General features: G+C 55.1%; 16 protein-coding genes and 3 pseudogenes. 12 read left to right on the top strand and 7 right to left on the bottom strand.

The features are described 5' to 3' along the window. Position 1: 1 nt before the first annotated feature. Together LY264_RS24840 and LY264_RS24845 are read left to right on the top strand one after the other, a co-directional pair. A complete protein-coding gene (locus tag LY264_RS24840; RefSeq protein ID WP_001067848.1) occupies positions 2 to 706 on the top strand; it encodes an IS6-like element IS26 family transposase in 705 nt (234 codons plus the stop codon). A 402-nt stretch (positions 707 to 1,108) separates the two neighbouring features. After that, positions 1,109 to 1,465: a cupin domain-containing protein gene (locus LY264_RS24845; RefSeq protein ID WP_000215515.1), complete on the top strand. Its 357-nt coding sequence runs from the start codon at positions 1,109 to 1,111 to the stop codon at positions 1,463 to 1,465. A 288-nt stretch (positions 1,466 to 1,753) separates the two neighbouring features. On the opposite strand, the pseudogene LY264_RS24850 reads toward LY264_RS24845, so the two are convergent. Continuing rightward, positions 1,754 to 4,297: pseudogene (locus LY264_RS24850) on the bottom strand (Tn3 family transposase); the annotation flags it as partial. A 64-nt stretch (positions 4,298 to 4,361) separates the two neighbouring features. Here LY264_RS24850 and LY264_RS24855 point away from each other — a divergent pair. The 4 genes from LY264_RS24855 to LY264_RS24870 all read left to right on the top strand — a co-directional run bounded on the left by LY264_RS24855 (position 4,362) and on the right by LY264_RS24870 (position 9,733). After that, positions 4,362 to 5,066: an IS6-like element IS26 family transposase gene (locus LY264_RS24855; protein WP_001067855.1), complete on the top strand. Its 705-nt coding sequence runs from the start codon at positions 4,362 to 4,364 to the stop codon at positions 5,064 to 5,066. A 54-nt stretch (positions 5,067 to 5,120) separates the two neighbouring features. Continuing rightward, positions 5,121 to 5,681, top strand: coding sequence for a recombinase family protein (locus LY264_RS24860; protein ID WP_003124096.1), 561 nt, complete (start codon positions 5,121 to 5,123; stop codon positions 5,679 to 5,681). A gap of 2 nt (positions 5,682 to 5,683) precedes the next feature. Then, positions 5,684 to 8,650, top strand: coding sequence for a Tn3 family transposase (locus LY264_RS24865; protein WP_001138070.1), 2,967 nt, complete (start codon positions 5,684 to 5,686; stop codon positions 8,648 to 8,650). Positions 8,651 to 8,728: 78 nt separating this feature from the next. Next, complete coding sequence (locus tag LY264_RS24870) at positions 8,729 to 9,733, top strand: IS110-like element IS5075 family transposase (RefSeq protein WP_000427619.1); 1,005 nt, start codon at positions 8,729 to 8,731, stop codon at positions 9,731 to 9,733. A gap of 253 nt (positions 9,734 to 9,986) precedes the next feature. On the opposite strand, the pseudogene LY264_RS24875 reads toward LY264_RS24870, so the two are convergent. After that, positions 9,987 to 10,091: pseudogene (locus LY264_RS24875) on the bottom strand (Arm DNA-binding domain-containing protein); the annotation flags it as partial. Positions 10,092 to 10,420: 329 nt separating this feature from the next. On the opposite strand from LY264_RS24875, the gene sul2 reads away from it, so the two are divergent. Beyond that, on the top strand, positions 10,421 to 11,236 hold the full coding sequence (gene sul2, locus LY264_RS24880; RefSeq protein ID WP_001043260.1) for a sulfonamide-resistant dihydropteroate synthase Sul2: 816 nt from the start codon (positions 10,421 to 10,423) through the stop codon (positions 11,234 to 11,236). An 86-nt stretch (positions 11,237 to 11,322) separates the two neighbouring features. Continuing rightward, positions 11,323 to 11,565: pseudogene (gene glmM / locus LY264_RS24885) on the top strand (phosphoglucosamine mutase); the annotation flags it as partial. Between the two features lie 235 nt (positions 11,566 to 11,800). Here glmM and LY264_RS24890 read toward each other — a convergent pair. The 3 genes from LY264_RS24890 to LY264_RS24900 all read right to left on the bottom strand — a co-directional run bounded on the left by LY264_RS24890 (position 11,801) and on the right by LY264_RS24900 (position 14,463). After that, a complete protein-coding gene (locus LY264_RS24890; RefSeq protein ID WP_001120888.1) occupies positions 11,801 to 13,294 on the bottom strand; it encodes an IS91-like element ISCR2 family transposase in 1,494 nt (497 codons plus the stop codon). 210 nt (positions 13,295 to 13,504) lie between these two features. After that, positions 13,505 to 13,729, bottom strand: a complete 225-nt coding sequence (locus LY264_RS24895) for a hypothetical protein (RefSeq protein ID WP_000743213.1) — start codon at positions 13,727 to 13,729, stop codon at positions 13,505 to 13,507. Next, positions 13,726 to 14,463, bottom strand: a complete 738-nt coding sequence (locus LY264_RS24900; RefSeq protein ID WP_001446887.1) for a recombinase family protein — start codon at positions 14,461 to 14,463, stop codon at positions 13,726 to 13,728. Before LY264_RS24900 ends, LY264_RS24895 begins: the two co-directional genes overlap by 4 nt. 326 nt (positions 14,464 to 14,789) lie before the next feature. On the opposite strand from LY264_RS24900, the gene LY264_RS24905 reads away from it, so the two are divergent. Further along, positions 14,790 to 15,059 carry a hypothetical protein gene (locus LY264_RS24905; RefSeq protein ID WP_249457705.1) on the top strand — a complete coding sequence of 90 codons (270 nt, stop codon included), beginning with the start codon at positions 14,790 to 14,792 and terminating at the stop codon, positions 15,057 to 15,059. A gap of 33 nt (positions 15,060 to 15,092) precedes the next feature. On the opposite strand, the gene LY264_RS24910 is transcribed toward LY264_RS24905, so the two are convergent. Then, a complete protein-coding gene (locus LY264_RS24910; protein ID WP_001067855.1) occupies positions 15,093 to 15,797 on the bottom strand; it encodes an IS6-like element IS26 family transposase in 705 nt (234 codons plus the stop codon). Positions 15,798 to 15,876: 79 nt separating this feature from the next. Between LY264_RS24910 and LY264_RS24915 the strand changes: the two genes are divergently transcribed. Together LY264_RS24915 and LY264_RS24920 are read left to right on the top strand one after the other, a co-directional pair. Continuing rightward, on the top strand, positions 15,877 to 16,377 hold the full coding sequence (locus LY264_RS24915) for a hypothetical protein (RefSeq protein ID WP_001239317.1): 501 nt from the start codon (positions 15,877 to 15,879) through the stop codon (positions 16,375 to 16,377). Positions 16,378 to 16,526: 149 nt separating this feature from the next. Further along, positions 16,527 to 17,168, top strand: a complete 642-nt coding sequence (locus tag LY264_RS24920) for a type A-2 chloramphenicol O-acetyltransferase CatII (protein ID WP_001011939.1) — start codon at positions 16,527 to 16,529, stop codon at positions 17,166 to 17,168. A gap of 143 nt (positions 17,169 to 17,311) precedes the next feature. Here the strand turns inward: LY264_RS24920 and LY264_RS24925 are convergent, their stop codons facing one another. Next, on the bottom strand, positions 17,312 to 18,016 hold the full coding sequence (locus tag LY264_RS24925) for an IS6-like element IS26 family transposase (protein WP_001067855.1): 705 nt from the start codon (positions 18,014 to 18,016) through the stop codon (positions 17,312 to 17,314). A 232-nt stretch (positions 18,017 to 18,248) separates the two neighbouring features. Between LY264_RS24925 and aac(3)-IId the strand changes: the two genes are divergently transcribed. Then, positions 18,249 to 19,109: an aminoglycoside N-acetyltransferase AAC(3)-IId gene (gene aac(3)-IId, locus LY264_RS24930; RefSeq protein WP_000557454.1), complete on the top strand. Its 861-nt coding sequence runs from the start codon at positions 18,249 to 18,251 to the stop codon at positions 19,107 to 19,109. The last annotated feature ends 2 nt before the right edge of the window (positions 19,110 to 19,111 follow it).

Consider the following 19,111-nt stretch of genomic DNA (forward strand, 5'->3'; position numbering starts at 1 on the left):
CATGAACCCATTCAAAGGCCGGCATTTTCAGCGTGACATCATTCTGTGGGCCGTACGCTGGTACTGCAAATACGGCATCAGTTACCGTGAGCTGCAGGAGATGCTGGCTGAACGCGGAGTGAATGTCGATCACTCCACGATTTACCGCTGGGTTCAGCGTTATGCGCCTGAAATGGAAAAACGGCTGCGCTGGTACTGGCGTAACCCTTCCGATCTTTGCCCGTGGCACATGGATGAAACCTACGTGAAGGTCAATGGCCGCTGGGCGTATCTGTACCGGGCCGTCGACAGCCGGGGCCGCACTGTCGATTTTTATCTCTCCTCCCGTCGTAACAGCAAAGCTGCATACCGGTTTCTGGGTAAAATCCTCAACAACGTGAAGAAGTGGCAGATCCCGCGATTCATCAACACGGATAAAGCGCCCGCCTATGGTCGCGCGCTTGCTCTGCTCAAACGCGAAGGCCGGTGCCCGTCTGACGTTGAACACCGACAGATTAAGTACCGGAACAACGTGATTGAATGCGATCATGGCAAACTGAAACGGATAATCGACGCCACGCTGGGATTTAAATCCATGAAGACGGCTTACGCCACCATCAAAGGTATTGAGGTGATGCGTGCACTACGCAAAGGCCAGGCCTCAGCATTTTATTATGGTGATCCCCTGGGCGAAATGCGCCTGGTAAGCAGAGTTTTTGAAATGTAAGGCCTTTGAATAAGACAAAAGGCTGCCTCATCGCTAACTTTGCAACAGTGCCGGCTTTCGCGCTCGGCGGCGGAGAGGATCGAACGGCGGGGCATGCGGTTTCCTTCTTCTTGAAAACGTAGGTTTGTGACAAGCCCGCCAAGGCAACCGGCGCGGCACGGGAATCAAGGCATTGCGATTCTCGAAAATAGTTCTTGAAATTCTATTCTTGATTGCATATCATCTCAACGAGTTTCGATAAGAAAGGATGCGCATGCGACCGTCTGGTTCACTGGTGGGCAAGGAAGCAGCAGCCGACACGCTCATCGGCAACTGCACGACCGCACGACCAGCCTCCCGTTCAAATTCGAGTTAGAACTCATATCCAGCCTGTCTGGGGGCACTGTGAAAGAGGGATCTCCGATGACTGTTGAATCGAGAATATTTTCTGTAGCCGAGTATGTTCAGCCGTCCGAAGGCGAGCCTATTCGTTCCGTTGTGCTTGAAACCCGAGACTCAATTATCGTGGTTTGGCATGTCCATCCCGGGCAGGAAATTGCGGCTCACATTCATCCTCACGGCCAAGACACGTGGACTGTTTTGTCGGGAATGGCTGATTACTTTCAGGGCAATGGGATTGTTCGTGCCCTCAGGGAAGGTGAGATAGCCGTGGCAAGACCGGGCCAAGTGCACGGGGCGCGAAATACAGGTACCGAGCCATTTGTGTTAGTCTCGGTTGTGGCATCAGCCAATGCCGGTTTCGTATTGGCTGAGCGATAGAGCCCAATCTCTGGAGTTGGTCCAATGAGCGGTCGGGGAGATAGGTAACAGACATGCAGCGGACACGGCTGCTAAACCAGGTCGCAAACCTCCTTGCGTCGCAGCGTGCCGCAAGCGACGCGATCAATCGAATGGGGTCGGCATGAGACTGAACACCATCCAGTTCCCGACCGCGTAGCCGCCTGTCCTGCCGATCAGGTCTTGACCATCGACGCCTGGGATCAGTCCTGAATGTTCTTGGAGACCACTACGTTAGGGGTTTGAGGTCCAATGGGGCGAAAACCTACGCTAAGAGTCTACATATTCATTAACATGTTGATTTAAAGGCCTTAATTCACCATTCATCACGTTTTCAGACAAGGTGAATGAGTAATGCCCTAACATATTGATATGACCGTGCATCAGCGGTGATAATCTGGATATATCTTCTTCGTTAATTTCAGTAGGCTGGCTATCTGTATTAATATGTCCAAGGGCTTCCTGCATATACAGCGTATTCCATAAAACAACAGTATTTGTTACCAGTCCCAATGATCCAAGTTGATCCTCTTGCCCTTCGCGATAGCGTTTTCTGATTTCACCACGTTGACCATGGCAAATGGCGCGAGCCACACTGTGTCTCCCTTCACCCCGGTTTAGTTGCGTTAGTATTCGGCGACGATAATCTTCATCATCAATATAATTCAGCAGGTATAGCGTTTTATTTATTCGCCCAGCTTCAATGATGGCCTGCGCCAAACTAGACGGGCGCGTGCTCTTCAATAAACTACGGATTAGCTCTGATGCTTGTACAGTTCCCAATTTAAGAGAACCCGCAATCCGCATCATATCGTCCCAGTTAGCCTCAATCAGTGCTAGATTGATGCAACCACGGGCCAATTCATCGAGAGGGCCGTAATTCGCATTTTTATCCACTCGCCAGAAAACGGCATCTCCGGCATCCGCCAGACGTGGGGAAAACTGGTATCCCAACAACCAGAACAGACCGAATATCAAATCACTGGCACCTGCTGTATCAGTCATAATTTCCTGTGGATTTAACCCCGTTTGCTGTTCAAGTAAACCCTCCAGAACAAAGATTGAGTCTCTCAACGTACCTGGGACAACAATGCCGTGAAAACCAGAAAACTGATCGGAGATAAAGTTGTACCAGGTAATTCCACGATCAGAGCCAAAGTATTTTCTATTGGGTCCGGCGTTAATCGTTTTTACTGGCGTAACAAAACGCATACCATCAGCAGATGCGACCTCTCCACCACCCCATCGCTGAGCGAGACTGAGCGTAGCCTGGTAATCAACCAGGCGAGCATTCGCTTTGATAAGGGTTTCTGACCGAAAATAATTTTGTTTCACCCAACTAAGACGATGCCGGGTTAATGATGGAATATTGTGCTTAATTAATGGTTCAAAGCCAATGTTGCAGGCTTCTGCCAGTAATACAGCACAAATGCTGATATGCAGATCTTTCGCTCGCGCATTAGACTCGCTGACATGAGTAAATTCTTCGGCAAATCCTGTATGGGCATTGATTTCCAGTAAGAGCTCAGTCAGATCCACCAAAGGTAAAAGACCTCTGACTTGTCTGTTGAGAGCTATCAGACTTGGTGATTCATCCAGTTTCTCTAGGCTGCTGATAGTCAACGTAGGATGTTTCCCCCCGTATTCGATATGGACTGACGCATTATCATCAAAGCTATCAGCTACCGCTTTCCAGGCAAAATCTAACTGCTGAGCAAGCTTTTCTGTTGCCTGCTGAGCATTGACAGGGTGGCCTAATGCTCGACAGACAGAGACGCGTTGAGCTTGCCATTCTGTCCCTTGTAATAGCTTTGACCGTGGATCTCCCCAACGATCGCTATTCTCAAGATAAATATCCCGCCGCCTTAATGCATCCTGAAACCGCTCAAGTAGACATAGTGAATAGCCAGGCCGTCTTACTCGGCCTTCTTCGTCAAAAACCAAACGCTTCCAGGGGCCGGTAATAATATTTTTTGGAGCATCGTCAAGGATGTGCTTTCTTGAAGCGCCTAGCGACGATAAATAGTTAAAAGCTGCCAGAGTATGTTCTCCCGCCGGGGCGGCCAGAAAAGTTAATTCCCGAAGAACTCTGGGTAGAAAACGGCGAACGCGCCCATATTGTTCAATCATTTCATCTTGGAAATTATTGTCTGCCGGTCGGGCCAACTCATTGACCATTTTTACCGACTCAGCCAGTCTTTCTTTGGAAATGCAGGAAAAAATTGATTTTCGGAGGTGGGAATCATCAGTTACCTCATCCAGCAGGAGTGCACAGGCTTTTGCCAGTATCAACGAAGAGCGGTCCAAATCCTTCAACGTCCTCAACCGCTTCTTTTGCCCTGCTTTTTTAGCCTCTCCCGCAATATTAGTGATTAGCATATCCAAAACATCGATGGCTTCATCCAGCGCAATGACCTCCAATGATTTAACAAAGGCAATAAGTATCGCTGTACGTTTCTTCATGGGGATACGAACTATCTTTTTTACCGAGGTTACATTGGCATAGCGAGCAAGACTTTTTAGCTGAGCCGGTGGAAGGCCTGTAAAATCAAGTTGCTGAAAACCCAGTTGGTGCAATTTGTTATAACGATCAAGTGCATCGTTAAATGCAGGACTACTGACTGTCACAGGACCTTTTTTCAGTTGCTCGAACATGGATACTCTCTGACCTTCACTAAAGCTCAGTAATTCATCCAGTTGTCGTTTCTGTTCATCATTGGGCAATGCCAGTAATCTTTGCCAAAGACGGTTTGCTGCTCGTTCGCGGATTTCGGTGATCACTCTGGAGAGTGTTGTGGTTCCTGGTAATAAAATTGGCACTGTTGCAAATAGTCGGTGGTGATAAACTTATCATCCCCTTTTGCTGATGGAGCTGCACATGAACCCATTCAAAGGCCGGCATTTTCAGCGTGACATCATTCTGTGGGCCGTACGCTGGTACTGCAAATACGGCATCAGTTACCGTGAGCTGCAGGAGATGCTGGCTGAACGCGGAGTGAATGTCGATCACTCCACGATTTACCGCTGGGTTCAGCGTTATGCGCCTGAAATGGAAAAACGGCTGCGCTGGTACTGGCGTAACCCTTCCGATCTTTGCCCGTGGCACATGGATGAAACCTACGTGAAGGTCAATGGCCGCTGGGCGTATCTGTACCGGGCCGTCGACAGCCGGGGCCGCACTGTCGATTTTTATCTCTCCTCCCGTCGTAACAGCAAAGCTGCATACCGGTTTCTGGGTAAAATCCTCAACAACGTGAAGAAGTGGCAGATCCCGCGATTCATCAACACGGATAAAGCGCCCGCCTATGGTCGCGCGCTTGCTCTGCTCAAACGCGAAGGCCGGTGCCCGTCTGACGTTGAACACCGACAGATTAAGTACCGGAACAACGTGATTGAATGCGATCATGGCAAACTGAAACGGATAATCGGCGCCACGCTGGGATTTAAATCCATGAAGACGGCTTACGCCACCATCAAAGGTATTGAGGTGATGCGTGCACTACGCAAAGGCCAGGCCTCAGCATTTTATTATGGTGATCCCCTGGGCGAAATGCGCCTGGTAAGCAGAGTTTTTGAAATGTAAGGCCTTTGAATAAGACAAAAGGCTGCCTCATCGCTAACTTTGCAACAGTGCCCCTTGCACGGTCAGCGCATCGGTTACGTCCGCGTCAGCAGCTTCGACCAGAACCCAGAACGGCAGCTCGAACAGATCCAGGTGGATAAAGTGTTCACCGACAAGGCGTCGGGCAAGGACACACGGCGGCCCGAACTGGAACGGCTGCTCGCCTTCGTGCGCGAAGGCGACACGGTCGTGGTGCACAGCATGGATCGTCTGGCGCGCAACCTCGACGACCTGCGCCGCCTGGTGCAGGGCCTCACCCAGCGCGGCGTACGCATCGAGTTCCTTAAGGAGCATTTGACCTTCACCGGCGAGGACTCGCCGATGGCGAACCTGATGCTGTCGGTAATGGGCGCGTTCGCCGAGTTCGAACGCGCCTTGATCCGCGAGCGGCAGCGCGAGGGCATCGCGCTCGCCAAGCAGCGCGGGGCCTACCGTGGCAGGAAGAAATCCCTGTCGTCTGAGCGTATTGCCGAACTGCGCCAACGTGTCGAGGCTGGCGAGCAAAAGACCAAGCTGGCTCGTGAATTCGGAATCAGTCGCGAAACCCTGTATCAATACTTGAGAACGGATCAGTAAATATGCCACGTCGTTCAATCCTGTCCGCCGCCGAGCGCGAAAGCCTGCTGGCGTTGCCGGACACCAAGGATGAGTTGATCCGTCACTACACGTTCAGCGAAACCGACCTCTCCATCATCCGGCAGCGGCGCGGCCCGGCCAACCGGCTGGGCTTCGCCGTGCAGCTCTGTTACCTGCGCTTTCCTGGTGTCATCCTGGGCGTCGATGAGCCGCCGTTTCCGCCCTTGTTGAAACTGGTCGCCGACCAGCTCAAGGTCAGCGTCGAAAGCTGGGACGAATACGGGCAGCGGGAGCAGACCCGGCGCGAGCACCTGGTCGAACTGCAAACGGTGTTCGGCTTCCAGCCCTTTACCATGGGCCACTACCGGCAGGCCGTCCAGTTGCTGACCGAGATGGCCTTGCAGACCGACAAGGGCATCGTGCTGGCCAGCACCTTGATCGAGCACCTGCGGCAGCAGTCGGTCATTCTGCCTGCCCTCAACGCCGTCGAGCGGGCGAGCGCCGAAGCAATCACCCGCGCCAACCGGCGCATCTACGATGCCTTGGCCGAACCGCTGTCGGACGCGCATCGCCGCCGCCTCGACGATCTGCTCAAGCGTCGGGACAACGGCAAAACGACCTGGCTGGCCTGGCTGCGCCAATCGCCCGTCAAACCGAATTCGCGGCACATGCTGGAACACATCGAACGCCTCAAAGCGTGGCAGGCGCTCGACCTGCCTTCTGGCATCGAGCGGTCGGTGCACCAGAACCGCCTGCTCAAGATCGCCCGTGAGGGTGGCCAGATGACGCCCGCCGACCTGGCCAAGTTCGAGGCGCAGCGACGCTATGCCACCCTGGTGGCGCTTGCCATCGAGGGCATGGCCACCGTCACCGACGAAATCATCGACCTGCACGACCGCATCCTGGGCAAGCTGTTCAACGCCGCCAAGAACAAGCATCAGCAGCAATTCCAGGCGTCCGGCAAGGCGATCAACGCCAAGGTGCGGCTGTTCGGCCGCATCGGCCAGGCGCTGATCGAGGCCAAGCAGGCGGGCCGCGATCCGTTCGCCGCCATCGAGGCCGTCATGTCCTGGGATGCCTTCGCCGAGAGCGTCACCGAAGCGCAGAAGCTTGCGCAGCCCGAGGACTTCGATTTCCTGCACCGCATCGGCGAAAGCTACGCCACGCTGCGCCGCTACGCGCCGGAATTCCTTGCCGTGCTCAAGCTGCGGGCCGCTCCCGCCGCGAAGGACGTGCTCGACGCCATCGAGGTGCTGCGCGGCATGAACAGCGACAACGCCCGCAAGGTGCCCGCCGACGCGCCGACCGAGTTCATCAAGCCGCGCTGGCAGAAGCTGGTCATGACCGACACCGGCATCGACCGGCGCTACTACGAACTGTGCGCGCTGTCGGAGATGAAGAACGCGTTGCGTTCCGGCGACATCTGGGTGCAGGGGTCGCGCCAGTTCAAGGACTTCGAGGACTACCTGGTGCCGCCCGCGAAATTCGCCAGCCTCAAGCAGGCCAGCGAATTGCCGCTGGCCGTGGCCACCGACTGCAACCGGTACCTGAACGACCGGCTGACGCTGCTGGAAACACAGCTTGCCACCGTCAACCGTATGGCGACGGCCAACGAGCTGCCGGACGCCATCATCACCGAGTCAGGCTTGAAGATCACGCCGCTCGACGCGGCGGTACCCGACACCGCCCAAGCGCTGATCGACCAGACGGCAATGATCCTGCCGCACGTCAAGATCACCGAACTGCTGCTGGAGGTGGACGAATGGACGGGCTTCACTCGGCATTTCGCGCATCTGAAATCGGGCGACCCGGCCAAAGACAAGAACCTGTTGCTGACCACGATCCTCGCCGACGCGATCAACCTGGGCCTGACCAAGATGGCGGAGTCTTGCCCCGGCACGACCTACGCCAAGCTGGCTTGGCTGCAAGCCTGGCACATCCGCGACGAAACCTACGGGGCGGCGCTGGCCGATCTGGTCAACGCACAGTTCCGCCATCCCTTCGCCGAGCACTGGGGCGACGGCACCACCTCATCGTCGGACGGCCAGAACTTCCGCACCGGCAGCAAGGCCGAGAGCACCGGCCACATCAACCCGAAATACGGGAGCAGCCCAGGGCGGACGTTCTACACCCACATTTCTGACCAGTACGCGCCATTTCACACCAAGGTCGTGAACGTCGGCGTGCGCGATTCGACCTACGTGCTCGACGGCCTGCTGTACCACGAGTCCGACTTGCGGATCGAGGAGCATTACACCGACACGGCGGGCTTCACCGATCACGTCTTCGCCCTGATGCACCTCCTGGGCTTCCGCTTCGCGCCGCGCATCCGCGACCTGGGCGACACCAAGCTCTACATCCCGAAGGGCGACGCCGCCTATGACGCGCTGAAACCCATGATCGGCGGCACGCTCAACATCAAGCACGTCCGCGCCCATTGGGACGAAATCCTGCGGCTGGCCACCTCGATCAAGCAGGGCACGGTGACGGCCTCCCTGATGCTCCGAAAGCTCGGCAGCTACCCACGCCAGAACGGCCTGGCCGTGGCGCTCCGCGAGCTGGGCCGCATCGAGCGCACGCTGTTCATCCTGGACTGGCTGCAAAGCGTGGAACTGCGCCGCCGCGTGCATGCCGGCCTGAACAAGGGCGAGGCGCGCAATGCGCTGGCCAGGGCAGTGTTTTTCAACCGCCTGGGTGAAATCCGCGACCGCAGTTTCGAGCAGCAGCGCTACCGGGCTAGCGGCCTCAATCTGGTAACGGCTGCCGTCGTGTTGTGGAACACGGTCTATCTGGAACGGGCTGCGCACGCGCTGCGTGGCAACGGCCATGCCGTTGATGACGCGCTGTTGCAGTACCTGTCGCCGCTCGGTTGGGAGCACATCAACCTCACCGGCGATTACCTCTGGCGCAGCAGCGCCAAGATCGGCGCGGGCAAGTTCAGGCCGCTACGACCGCTGCAACCGGCTTAGCGTGCTTTATTTAATGAGATGGTCACTCCCTCCTTCCCAGTACTATGCTGAGGACAGGCTTTCATTCGGAGAACCATCATGGAAAACATTGCGCTTATTGGTATCGATCTGGGTAAGAACTCTTTCCATATTCATTGTCAGGATCATCGTGGGAAGGCCGTTTACCGTAAAAAATTCACCCGACCAAAGCTAATCGAATTTCTGGCGACATGCCCGGCAACAACCATCGCGATGGAAGCCTGTGGCGGTTCTCACTTTATGGCACGCAAGCTGGAAGAGTTAGGGCATTTTCCAAAGCTGATATCACCGCAATTTGTCCGCCCATTCGTTAAAAGCAACAAAAATGACTTCGTTGATGCTGAAGCTATCTGTGAAGCAGCATCACGTCCATCTATGCGTTTCGTGCAGCCCAGAACCGAATCTCAGCAGGCAATGCGAGCTCTGCATCGTGTCCGTGAATCCCTGGTTCAGGATAAGGTGAAAACAACTAATCAGATGCATGCTTTTCTGCTGGAATTTGGTATCAGCGTTCCGCGAGGTGCTGCCGTTATTAGTCGACTGAGTACCCTTCTTGAGGACAGTAGTTTGCCTCTTTATCTCAGCCAGTTACTGCTGAAATTACAACAGCATTATCACTATCTTGTTGAGCAGATTAAAGATCTGGAATCTCAGTTGAAACGAAAGTTGGACGAAGATGAGGTTGGACAGCGCTTGCTGAGTATTCCCTGCGTTGGAACGCTGACTGCCAGTACTATTTCAACTGAGATTGGCGACGGGAAGCAGTACGCCAGCAGCCGTGACTTTGCGGCGGCAACAGGGCTGGTACCCCGACAGTACAGCACGGGAGGTCGGACGACATTGTTAGGGATTAGCAAGCGGGGCAACAAAAAGATCCGAACTTTGTTGGTTCAGTGTGCCAGGGTATTCATACAAAAACTGGAACACCAGTCTGGCAAGTTGGCCGACTGGGTCAGGGAGTTGTTGTGTCGGAAAAGCAACTTTGTCGTCACCTGTGCTCTGGCAAACAAGCTGGCCAGAATAGCCTGGGCACTGACGGCGCGACAGCAAACTTACGAAGCATAAAGGCAGAAATACACCAGTTTAAACAATCATTCATCTGGTTTTGCGAATACTGATATTGATGATACTAACGGCCCACCGGCCTGTTGAGGAACCTGTAAAACGGAAAGGCTCATTGAAGCCGTATATTTTCTGGAGGTTCATCAGGCGCGGAACTCATCGAGGCGCGGGAATAAAATCCCATTCAGACGCCGGATAGATTCAAGCAAGCCAACTTGTCGTCAAAATCGGTGTTGCAAAAACGGGAGTGACCATAGATTCCGTTTTCTGAGGCGACCCCCACATAGAGACCTTCCCGGTCATTCACTTTGTAGAGTTTGTCCCTGGGCTTGAGATTGCGCAGCTTGGTATCGGTCAGCATGTACCTTGTCCTTCTTCGTCTCCGATACCCACTCTATTGTAAACAAGACATTTTTATCTTTTATATTCAATGGCTTATTTTCCTGCTAATTGGTAATACCATGAAAAATACCATGCTCAGAAAAGGCTTAACAATATTTTGAAAAATTGCCTACTGAGCGCTGCCGCACAGCTCCATAGGCCGCTTTCCTGGCTTTGCTTCCAGATGTATGCTATTCTGCTCCTGCAGCTAATGGATCACCGCAAACAGGTTACTCGCCTGGGGATTCCCTTTCGACCCGAGCATCCGTATGAGACTCATGCTCGATTATTATTATTATAGAAGCCCCCATGAATAAATCGCTCATCATTTTCGGCATCGTCAACATAACCTCGGACAGTTTCTCCGATGGAGGCCGGTATCTGGCGCCAGACGCAGCCATTGCGCAGGCGCGTAAGCTGATGGCCGAGGGGGCAGATGTGATCGACCTCGGTCCGGCATCCAGCAATCCCGACGCCGCGCCTGTTTCGTCCGACACAGAAATCGCGCGTATCGCGCCGGTGCTGGACGCGCTCAAGGCAGATGGCATTCCCGTCTCGCTCGACAGTTATCAACCCGCGACGCAAGCCTATGCCTTGTCGCGTGGTGTGGCCTATCTCAATGATATTCGCGGTTTTCCAGACGCTGCGTTCTATCCGCAATTGGCGAAATCATCTGCCAAACTCGTCGTTATGCATTCGGTGCAAGACGGGCAGGCAGATCGGCGCGAGGCACCCGCTGGCGACATCATGGATCACATTGCGGCGTTCTTTGACGCGCGCATCGCGGCGCTGACGGGTGCCGGTATCAAACGCAACCGCCTTGTCCTTGATCCCGGCATGGGGTTTTTTCTGGGGGCTGCTCCCGAAACCTCGCTCTCGGTGCTGGCGCGGTTCGATGAATTGCGGCTGCGCTTCGATTTGCCGGTGCTTCTGTCTGTTTCGCGCAAATCCTTTCTGCGCGCGCTCACAGGCCGTGGTCCGGGGGATGTCGGGGCCGCGACACTCGCTGCAGAGCTTGCCGCCGCCGCAGGTGGAGCTGACTTCATCCGCACACACGAGCCGCGCCCCTTGCGCGACGGGCTGGCGGTATTGGCGGCGCTGAAAGAAACCGCAAGAATTCGTTAACTGCACATTCGGGATATTTCTCTATATTCGCGGTTCAGCAGGCATGTCCCCTTTGAGGGCGACCCGACGACAGGATAATCGACCTTATGGTGCGCAAATATTTCGGCACAGACGGTATTCGTGGCAAAGCCAACGAAGGCGCGATGACGGCGGAAACCGCCTTGCGCGTCGGCATGGCGGCTGGCCGTGTCTTTCGTCGCGGTGACCACCGCCATCGTGTCGTGATCGGCAAGGATACGCGCCTGTCGGGCTATATGCTTGAACCCGCGCTCACAGCCGGTTTCACCTCGATGGGCATGGACGTATTCCTTTTTGGCCCGCTGCCGACAACGTATAGGAAGAATAAACGCCCTTTTCACCCAAGTCCAACAGCTTTGGACCGCAGTTGACTCTTTCGACACCCCTGCGATGCAACCCAATCCGGCTGACGGGGAGCCAGCAACGCTGAAAATTTACCCTCCTCTTTCCCACTAGCGGCTCCTTTTCCGACAACCAGCACGGCGGATCCCTGCCGCGGCGCTGTGAACGCAGCATTTTGATTGGTATCGTTGGCCTTCAGGCTCGTCAGTCAAACAGACCCAGGAGCAGCTCAGCCGGTGGCGCCCGGCTTTCGGGTAACGCCCTGGTCCCGCTGGTTTCGGCTTTGTGCTTCAGGTGATCAAGGATCTGCTTGATCACTATAGGGTCTTCAATGCAGGCGATGACTTTCATGGCGCCGCCGCAGCCGCTGCAGGTCTCGATGTCGATATTGAAAACACGCTTGAGCCGTTGCGCCCATGTCATCGACGCTCGCCGTTGTGCTGGTGTTGCCGGTTCATCAGCCACCCTGACCTTGTTGCCCCTGCCCCGTTTTGCCGGCGTGACCAACGCCCGGTGCCGACTGTTGGGTGCGAACACCCCGTGGAAGCGGGTTAGGTTGACTCTGGGCTTCGGTACCAGGGCGGCCAGCCTTGCAATGAAATCCAATGGTTCGAAAATGACGTGCGTGGTGCCGTCCCGGTACGGCGTCTTGAGCTGGTAGCGCACGTTGCCGCCTCGTGTTAACGACAGCCGCTTCTCGGATACCGCCGGGCGGCTGATGTACCGGCACAGCCGTTCGAGCTTCTTGCGTTCATCGGCCCTGGCCGCCACGCCGGCGTGCAGGCTGGACCCGGCTACCTTGCCAATCCCGTCACCGAACGGATCACCACTGGTCGGCAGAGTTTGCAAAGTGAACACCTTTCGCCCCGCCTGTGAACCGACAGCGATACGGTAAGTGATCGAGTGCCCCAGCAGGGGTGTCATCGGGTCGTCATCCACCGCATCCGAGGCCAGATAGCTGTTTTCGACATCCCGTTCCAGCAGGCCTTGCCGTTCCAGATAGCGACCCACCCGGTGGGCGATGGTGTGCGTCAGCTGGGTGAGCTCTGGGCTGGTCGGCGCCTTGACCCAGCGGAAACGCGCTGAGCCGTGGGATTGCTCGACATACACACCGTCGAGAAACAGCATGTGGAAGTGAACATTCAGATTGAGCGCCGATCCAAAACGCTGGATCAGGGTGACCGCGCCCGTCTTGGCCACTTGGTGGGTATGGCCCGCTTTCTTGACCAGGTGCGTGGCAATGACGCGGTAAACGATGCCCAGCACCCACCCCATGATCTCGGGCCGGCTGGCAAACAGGAAACGCAGCTGAAACGGGAAGCTCAACACCCACTGACGCATGGGTTGTTCAGGCAGTACTTCATCAACCAGCAAGGCGGCACTTTCGGCCATCCGCCGCGCCCCACAGCTCGGGCAGAAACCGCGACGCTTACAGCTGAAAGCGACCAGGTGCTCGGCGTGGCAAGACTCGCAGCGAACCCGTAGAAAGCCATGCTCCAGCCGCCCGCATTGGAGAAATTCTTCAAATTCCCGTTGCACATAGCCCGGCAATTCCTTTCCCTGCTCTGCCATAAGCGCAGCGAATGCCGGGTAATACTCGTCAACGATCTGATAGAGAAGGGTTTGCTCGGGTCGGTGGCTCTGGTAACGACCAGTATCCCGATCCCGGCTGGCCGTCCTGGCCGCCACATGAGGCATGTTCCGCGTCCTTGCAATACTGTGTTTACATACAGTCTATCGCTTAGCGGAAAGTTCTTTTACCCTCAGCCGAAATGCCTGCCGTTGCTAGACATTGCCAGCCAGTGCCCGTCACTCCCACTCGATTGTAAACAAGCACACAAAACCCTTTAGTGACAACAATTTGCAAGAACTATCAGGCTCAGTGCCATGAAAAATACCATGACCAGATCATGAGGTTGAACACGGCTTGCGCCGGCAGCGTTCACGCTCCTGGTCGGCGATCTCGCCCGGCTGCAATGCTAGCTCAGCATCGGTCATGCGCTCCAGCACGTCGCGTAGGCGGATGGTGCAAGGAATGGGCGGCAGCTCGAACTCATAGCCGCCGGCGATCATTTCGGCCGCAATCTCCTCGGTGATGAAAAACGGCTCGTCGTCTTGGTTCGGCTTCTTCATGCCCTTTCCTCCTGGCGCTCATCCTGGCCGACAGCGGCCAGGGCATCGGCTTCCGTCAATGCGTCCTCCACGAACGCGCCGTGCTGCTTCGCTTCGGCCTGGCTGACCTCGGCCCATATCCGTTTCACCTGGGCCGCACTGTACCCGGCCAGCTCGGCGGTCTTGTTGATGCTGTAGCCGGACTTGCGCAGCGCGACAACTTGGGCGCGGCGCTTCGGATCAGCACGGCGGCCCTTGTACCGCCCGGCCTGGCGGGCCAACTCAATGCCTTGGCGCTGGCGTTCGCGCCTGTCCTCGTAGTCGTCGCGGGCCATCTGCAAGGCCAGGCGAAAAAGCATGATCTGCACGGCTTCCAGCACGATCTTGGCGACGCCCTGGGCCTCGGCCGCCAGGTCGGATAGATCGACCACGCCAGGGACGGCCAGGCTTGCGCCTTTGGCCTGTATCGAGGCCACCAGGCGCTCGGCCTCGGGCAAAGGTAGGCGGCTGATGCGGTCGATCTTCTCGGCAATGACCACCTCGCCGGGCTGTAGGTCGCCGATCATGCGCAGCAGCTCAGGCCGGTCGGCGCGTGCGCCGGATGCCTTCTCACGGTAGATGCCGGCGACGTAGTAGCCGGCGGCCTTCGCGGCCGTAGTGATCGCCTCTTGGCGTTCCAAGTCCTGCGCGTCGGTGCTGACGCGCAGATAGACCCGCGCCACCATCGGCGCGGCTACTGGCTTCGTCCTGCGCATACTTGCGGGCTCCTTTGGGCATACGCAAAGTGTCCGGTCATGCTACCCCCGGCCAAAAAGGCCGTCATGCGATTTATCTTGGCCGGGTCGTTATTGGCGGGTCTAAATGGCCGCTCCGTGGATCTCATCGCCAGAAATGGCGATGCGAGATCCAGGGCAGGGCGGCCGCCATCGTCAGACCTGGCGATGGTCGACGCCGGCGCGCATCGTCGGATGTGGCGATGCGAGCTCGAGGTCGGTGGCCACCGCCGGCGACCTGGTGCCATCGTCGGCAATGGCGATGCTGCAGCTCGACGTGCGCGGCCTGGTCGTCTCGGCATCGTCGGATGCGGCGATGCTCGAGCGAGGCGAAAAAAAACCGCCTCGGGGTGTCCGAGGCGGCAAGTCTGCATGCGGTTCAGGGAGGAAGAAACCGCGCCGGCGATCAGGGAGGAAAACCGCGCGGCCTGATGTGCAGCTCGGCCACTTTAGCCGGATTTTTCGACTTATCCGATGCGAGCGGCCCGCCGTGGGCGCTGCTCGATCTGCTGTTGCTTTTTCTCGACGTGCTTCTGCTCCTGGTGCTGCTGCTCGTCGCGCCACTGTTGCAAAGTTAGCGATGAGGCAGCCTTTTGTCTTATTCAAAGGCCTTACATTTCAAAAACTCTGCTTACCAGGCGCATTTCGCCCAGGGGATCACCATAATAAAATGCTGAGGCCTGGCCTTTGCGTAGTGCACGCATCACCTCAATACCTTTGATGGTGGCGTAAGCCGTCTTCATGGATTTAAATCCCAGCGTGGCGCCGATTATCCGTTTCAGTTTGCCATGATCGCATTCAATCACGTTGTTCCGGTACTTAATCTGTCGGTGTTCAACGTCAGACGGGCACCGGCCTTCGCGTTTGAGCAGAGCAAGCGCGCGACCATAGGCGGGCGCTTTATCCGTGTTGATGAATCGCGGGATCTGCCACTTCTTCACGTTGTTGAGGATTTTACCCAGAAACCGGTATGCAGCTTTGCTGTTACGACGGGAGGAGAGATAAAAATCGACAGTGCGGCCCCGGCTGTCGACGGCCCGGTACAGATACGCCCAGCGGCCATTGACCTTCACGTAGGTTTCATCCATGTGCCACGGGCAAAGATCGGAAGGGTTACGCCAGTACCAGCGCAGCCGTTTTTCCATTTCAGGCGCATAACGCTGAACCCAGCGGTAAATCGTGGAGTGATCGACATTCACTCCGCGTTCAGCCAGCATCTCCTGCAGCTCACGGTAACTGATGCCGTATTTGCAGTACCAGCGTACGGCCCACAGAATGATGTCACGCTGAAAATGCCGGCCTTTGAATGGGTTCATGTGCAGCTCCATCAGCAAAAGGGGATGATAAGTTTATCACCACCGACTATTTGCAACAGTGCCCTGTTTAGAGTACTATATGCGCCTGCAACAGTGGGCCACCGAAAATATTAAAAAACTGCTTTATCTCGCGGGGGATGACGCGGTGATTAATTACGGGAAAATGCGGCTGGAATTTTTGCAGAAAGCACTGGCGCAGGATACCTCCGGTGACTTCTGCTTTCGTGTGCTGCATCCGGAAGTGTCTGGCCCGCCGGATATGAAAAAGGCTTCCGCCGGGTACCGTGACTTTATTATCGGTAACAGAGCGTTGCTGGATCTGGTGAATTCAGCCGGTGAAGGGGCTCCGGTTGCGCATTATTCCGCTGATGAAATTCAGTCATTATTTTCGGCACAAATACAGGGGTCGGTGGATAAATACGGCGATAGTTTCCTGACGGATGATCCGTATGTGCTGGCGGAAGACAAGCTGCAAACCTGTCAGATGGAAATTGATTTAATGGCGGATGTGCTGAGAGCACCGCCCCGTGAATCCGCAGAACTGATCCGCTATGTATTTGCGGATGAGTGGCCGGAATAAATAAAACCGGGCTTAATACAGATTAAGCCCGTATCGGGTATTATTACTGAATACCAGACAGCTTACGGAGGACGGAATGTTACCCATTGAGACAACCAGACTGCCTTCTGATTATTAATATTTTTCACTATTAATCAGAAGGAATAACCATGAATTTTACCCGGATTGACCTGAATACCTGGAATCGCAGGGAACATTTTGCCCTTTATCGTCAGCAGATTAAATGCGGATTCAGCCTGACCACCAAACTCGATATTACCGCTTTGCGTACTGCACTGGCGAAAACCGGTTATAAGTTTTATCCGCTGATGATTTACCTGATCTCCCGGGCTGTTAATCAGTTTCCGGAGTTCCGGATGGCAATGAAAGATAATGAACTGATTTACTGGGAACAGTCAGACCCGGTCTTTACTGTCTTTCATAAAGAAACCGAAACATTCTCCGCACTGTCCTGCCGTTATTTTCCGGATCTCAGTGAGTTTATGGCGGGTTATAACGCGGTAACAGCAGAATATCAGCATGATACCAGGTTGTTTCCGCAGGGAAATTTACCGGAGAATCACCTGAATATATCATCGTTACCCTGGGTGAGTTTTGACGGATTTAATCTGAATATCACCGGAAATGATGATTATTTTTCCCCGGTTTTTACAATGGCAAAGTTTCAGCAGGAAGGTGACCGCGTACTATTACCTGTTTCTGTACAGGTTCATCATGCAGTCTGTGATGGTTTTCATGCAGCAAGGTTTATCAATACACTTCAGCTGATGTGTGATAACATACTGAAATAAATTAATTAATTCTGTATTTAAGCCACCGTATCCGGCAGGATTGGTGGCTTTTTTTTATATTTTAACCGTAATCTGTAATTTCGTTTCAGAAGGCACTGTTGCAAAGTTAGCGATGAGGCAGCCTTTTGTCTTATTCAAAGGCCTTACATTTCAAAAACTCTGCTTACCAGGCGCATTTCGCCCAGGGGATCACCATAATAAAATGCTGAGGCCTGGCCTTTGCGTAGTGCACGCATCACCTCAATACCTTTGATGGTGGCGTAAGCCGTCTTCATGGATTTAAATCCCAGCGTGGCGCCGATTATCCGTTTCAGTTTGCCATGATCGCATTCAATCACGTTGTTCCGGTACTTAATCTGTCGGTGTTCAACGTCAGACGGGCACCGGCCTTCGCGTTTGAGCAGAGCAAGCGCGCGACCATAGGCGGGCGCTTTATCCGTGTTGATGAATCGCGGGATCTGCCACTTCTTCACGTTGTTGAGGATTTTACCCAGAAACCGGTATGCAGCTTTGCTGTTACGACGGGAGGAGAGATAAAAATCGACAGTGCGGCCCCGGCTGTCGACGGCCCGGTACAGATACGCCCAGCGGCCATTGACCTTCACGTAGGTTTCATCCATGTGCCACGGGCAAAGATCGGAAGGGTTACGCCAGTACCAGCGCAGCCGTTTTTCCATTTCAGGCGCATAACGCTGAACCCAGCGGTAAATCGTGGAGTGATCGACATTCACTCCGCGTTCAGCCAGCATCTCCTGCAGCTCACGGTAACTGATGCCGTATTTGCAGTACCAGCGTACGGCCCACAGAATGATGTCACGCTGAAAATGCCGGCCTTTGAATGGGTTCATGTGCAGCTCCATCAGCAAAAGGGGATGATAAGTTTATCACCACCGACTATTTGCAACAGTGCCGTTTACTCATATATACTTTAGATTGATTTAAAACTTCATTTTTAATTTAAAAGGATCTAGGTGAAGATCCTTTTTGATAATCTCATGACCAAAATCCCTTAACGTGAGTTTTCGTTCCACTGAGCGTCAGACCCCGTATAGTGTTTTGCAGTTTAGAGGAGATATCGCGATGCATACGCGGAAGGCAATAACGGAGGCGCTTCAAAAACTCGGAGTCCAAACCGGTGACCTCTTGATGGTGCATGCCTCACTTAAAGCGATTGGTCCGGTCGAAGGAGGAGCGGAGACGGTCGTTGCCGCGTTACGCTCCGCGGTTGGGCCGACTGGCACTGTGATGGGATACGCGTCGTGGGACCGATCACCCTACGAGGAGACTCTGAATGGCGCTCGGCTGGATGACGAAGCCCGCCGTACCTGGCTGCCGTTCGATCCCGCAACAGCCGGGACTTACCGTGGGTTCGGCCTGCTGAATCAATTTCTGGTTCAAGCCCCCGGCGCGCGGCGCAGCGCGCACCCCGATGCATCGATGGTCGCGGTTGGTCCGCTGGCTGAAACGCTGACGGAGCCTCACGAACTCGGTCACGCCTTGGGGGAAGGATCGCCCGTCGAGCGGTTCGTTCGCCTTGGCGGGAAGGCCCTGCTGTTGGGTGCGCCGCTAAACTCCGTTACCGCATTGCACTACGCCGAGGCGGTTGCCGATATCCCCAACAAACGGTGGGTGACGTATGAGATGCCGATGCTTGGAAGAGACGGTGAAGTCGCCTGGAAAACGGCATCGGATTACGATTCAAACGGCATTCTCGATTGCTTTGCTATCGAAGGAAAGCCGGATGCGGTTGAAACTATAGCAAATGCTTACGTGAAGCTCGGTCGCCATCGAGAAGGTGTCGTGGGCTTTGCTCAGTGCTACCTGTTCGACGCGCAGGACATCGTGACGTTCGGCGTCACCTATCTTGAGAAGCATTTCGGAACCACTCCGATCGTGCCTCCGCACGAGGCCGTCGAGCGCTCTTGCGAGCCTTCAGGTTAGAG

Source organism: Citrobacter portucalensis (genome assembly GCF_023374935.1).
GTDB classification, from domain to species: Bacteria; Pseudomonadota; Gammaproteobacteria; order Enterobacterales; family Enterobacteriaceae; genus Citrobacter; species Citrobacter portucalensis.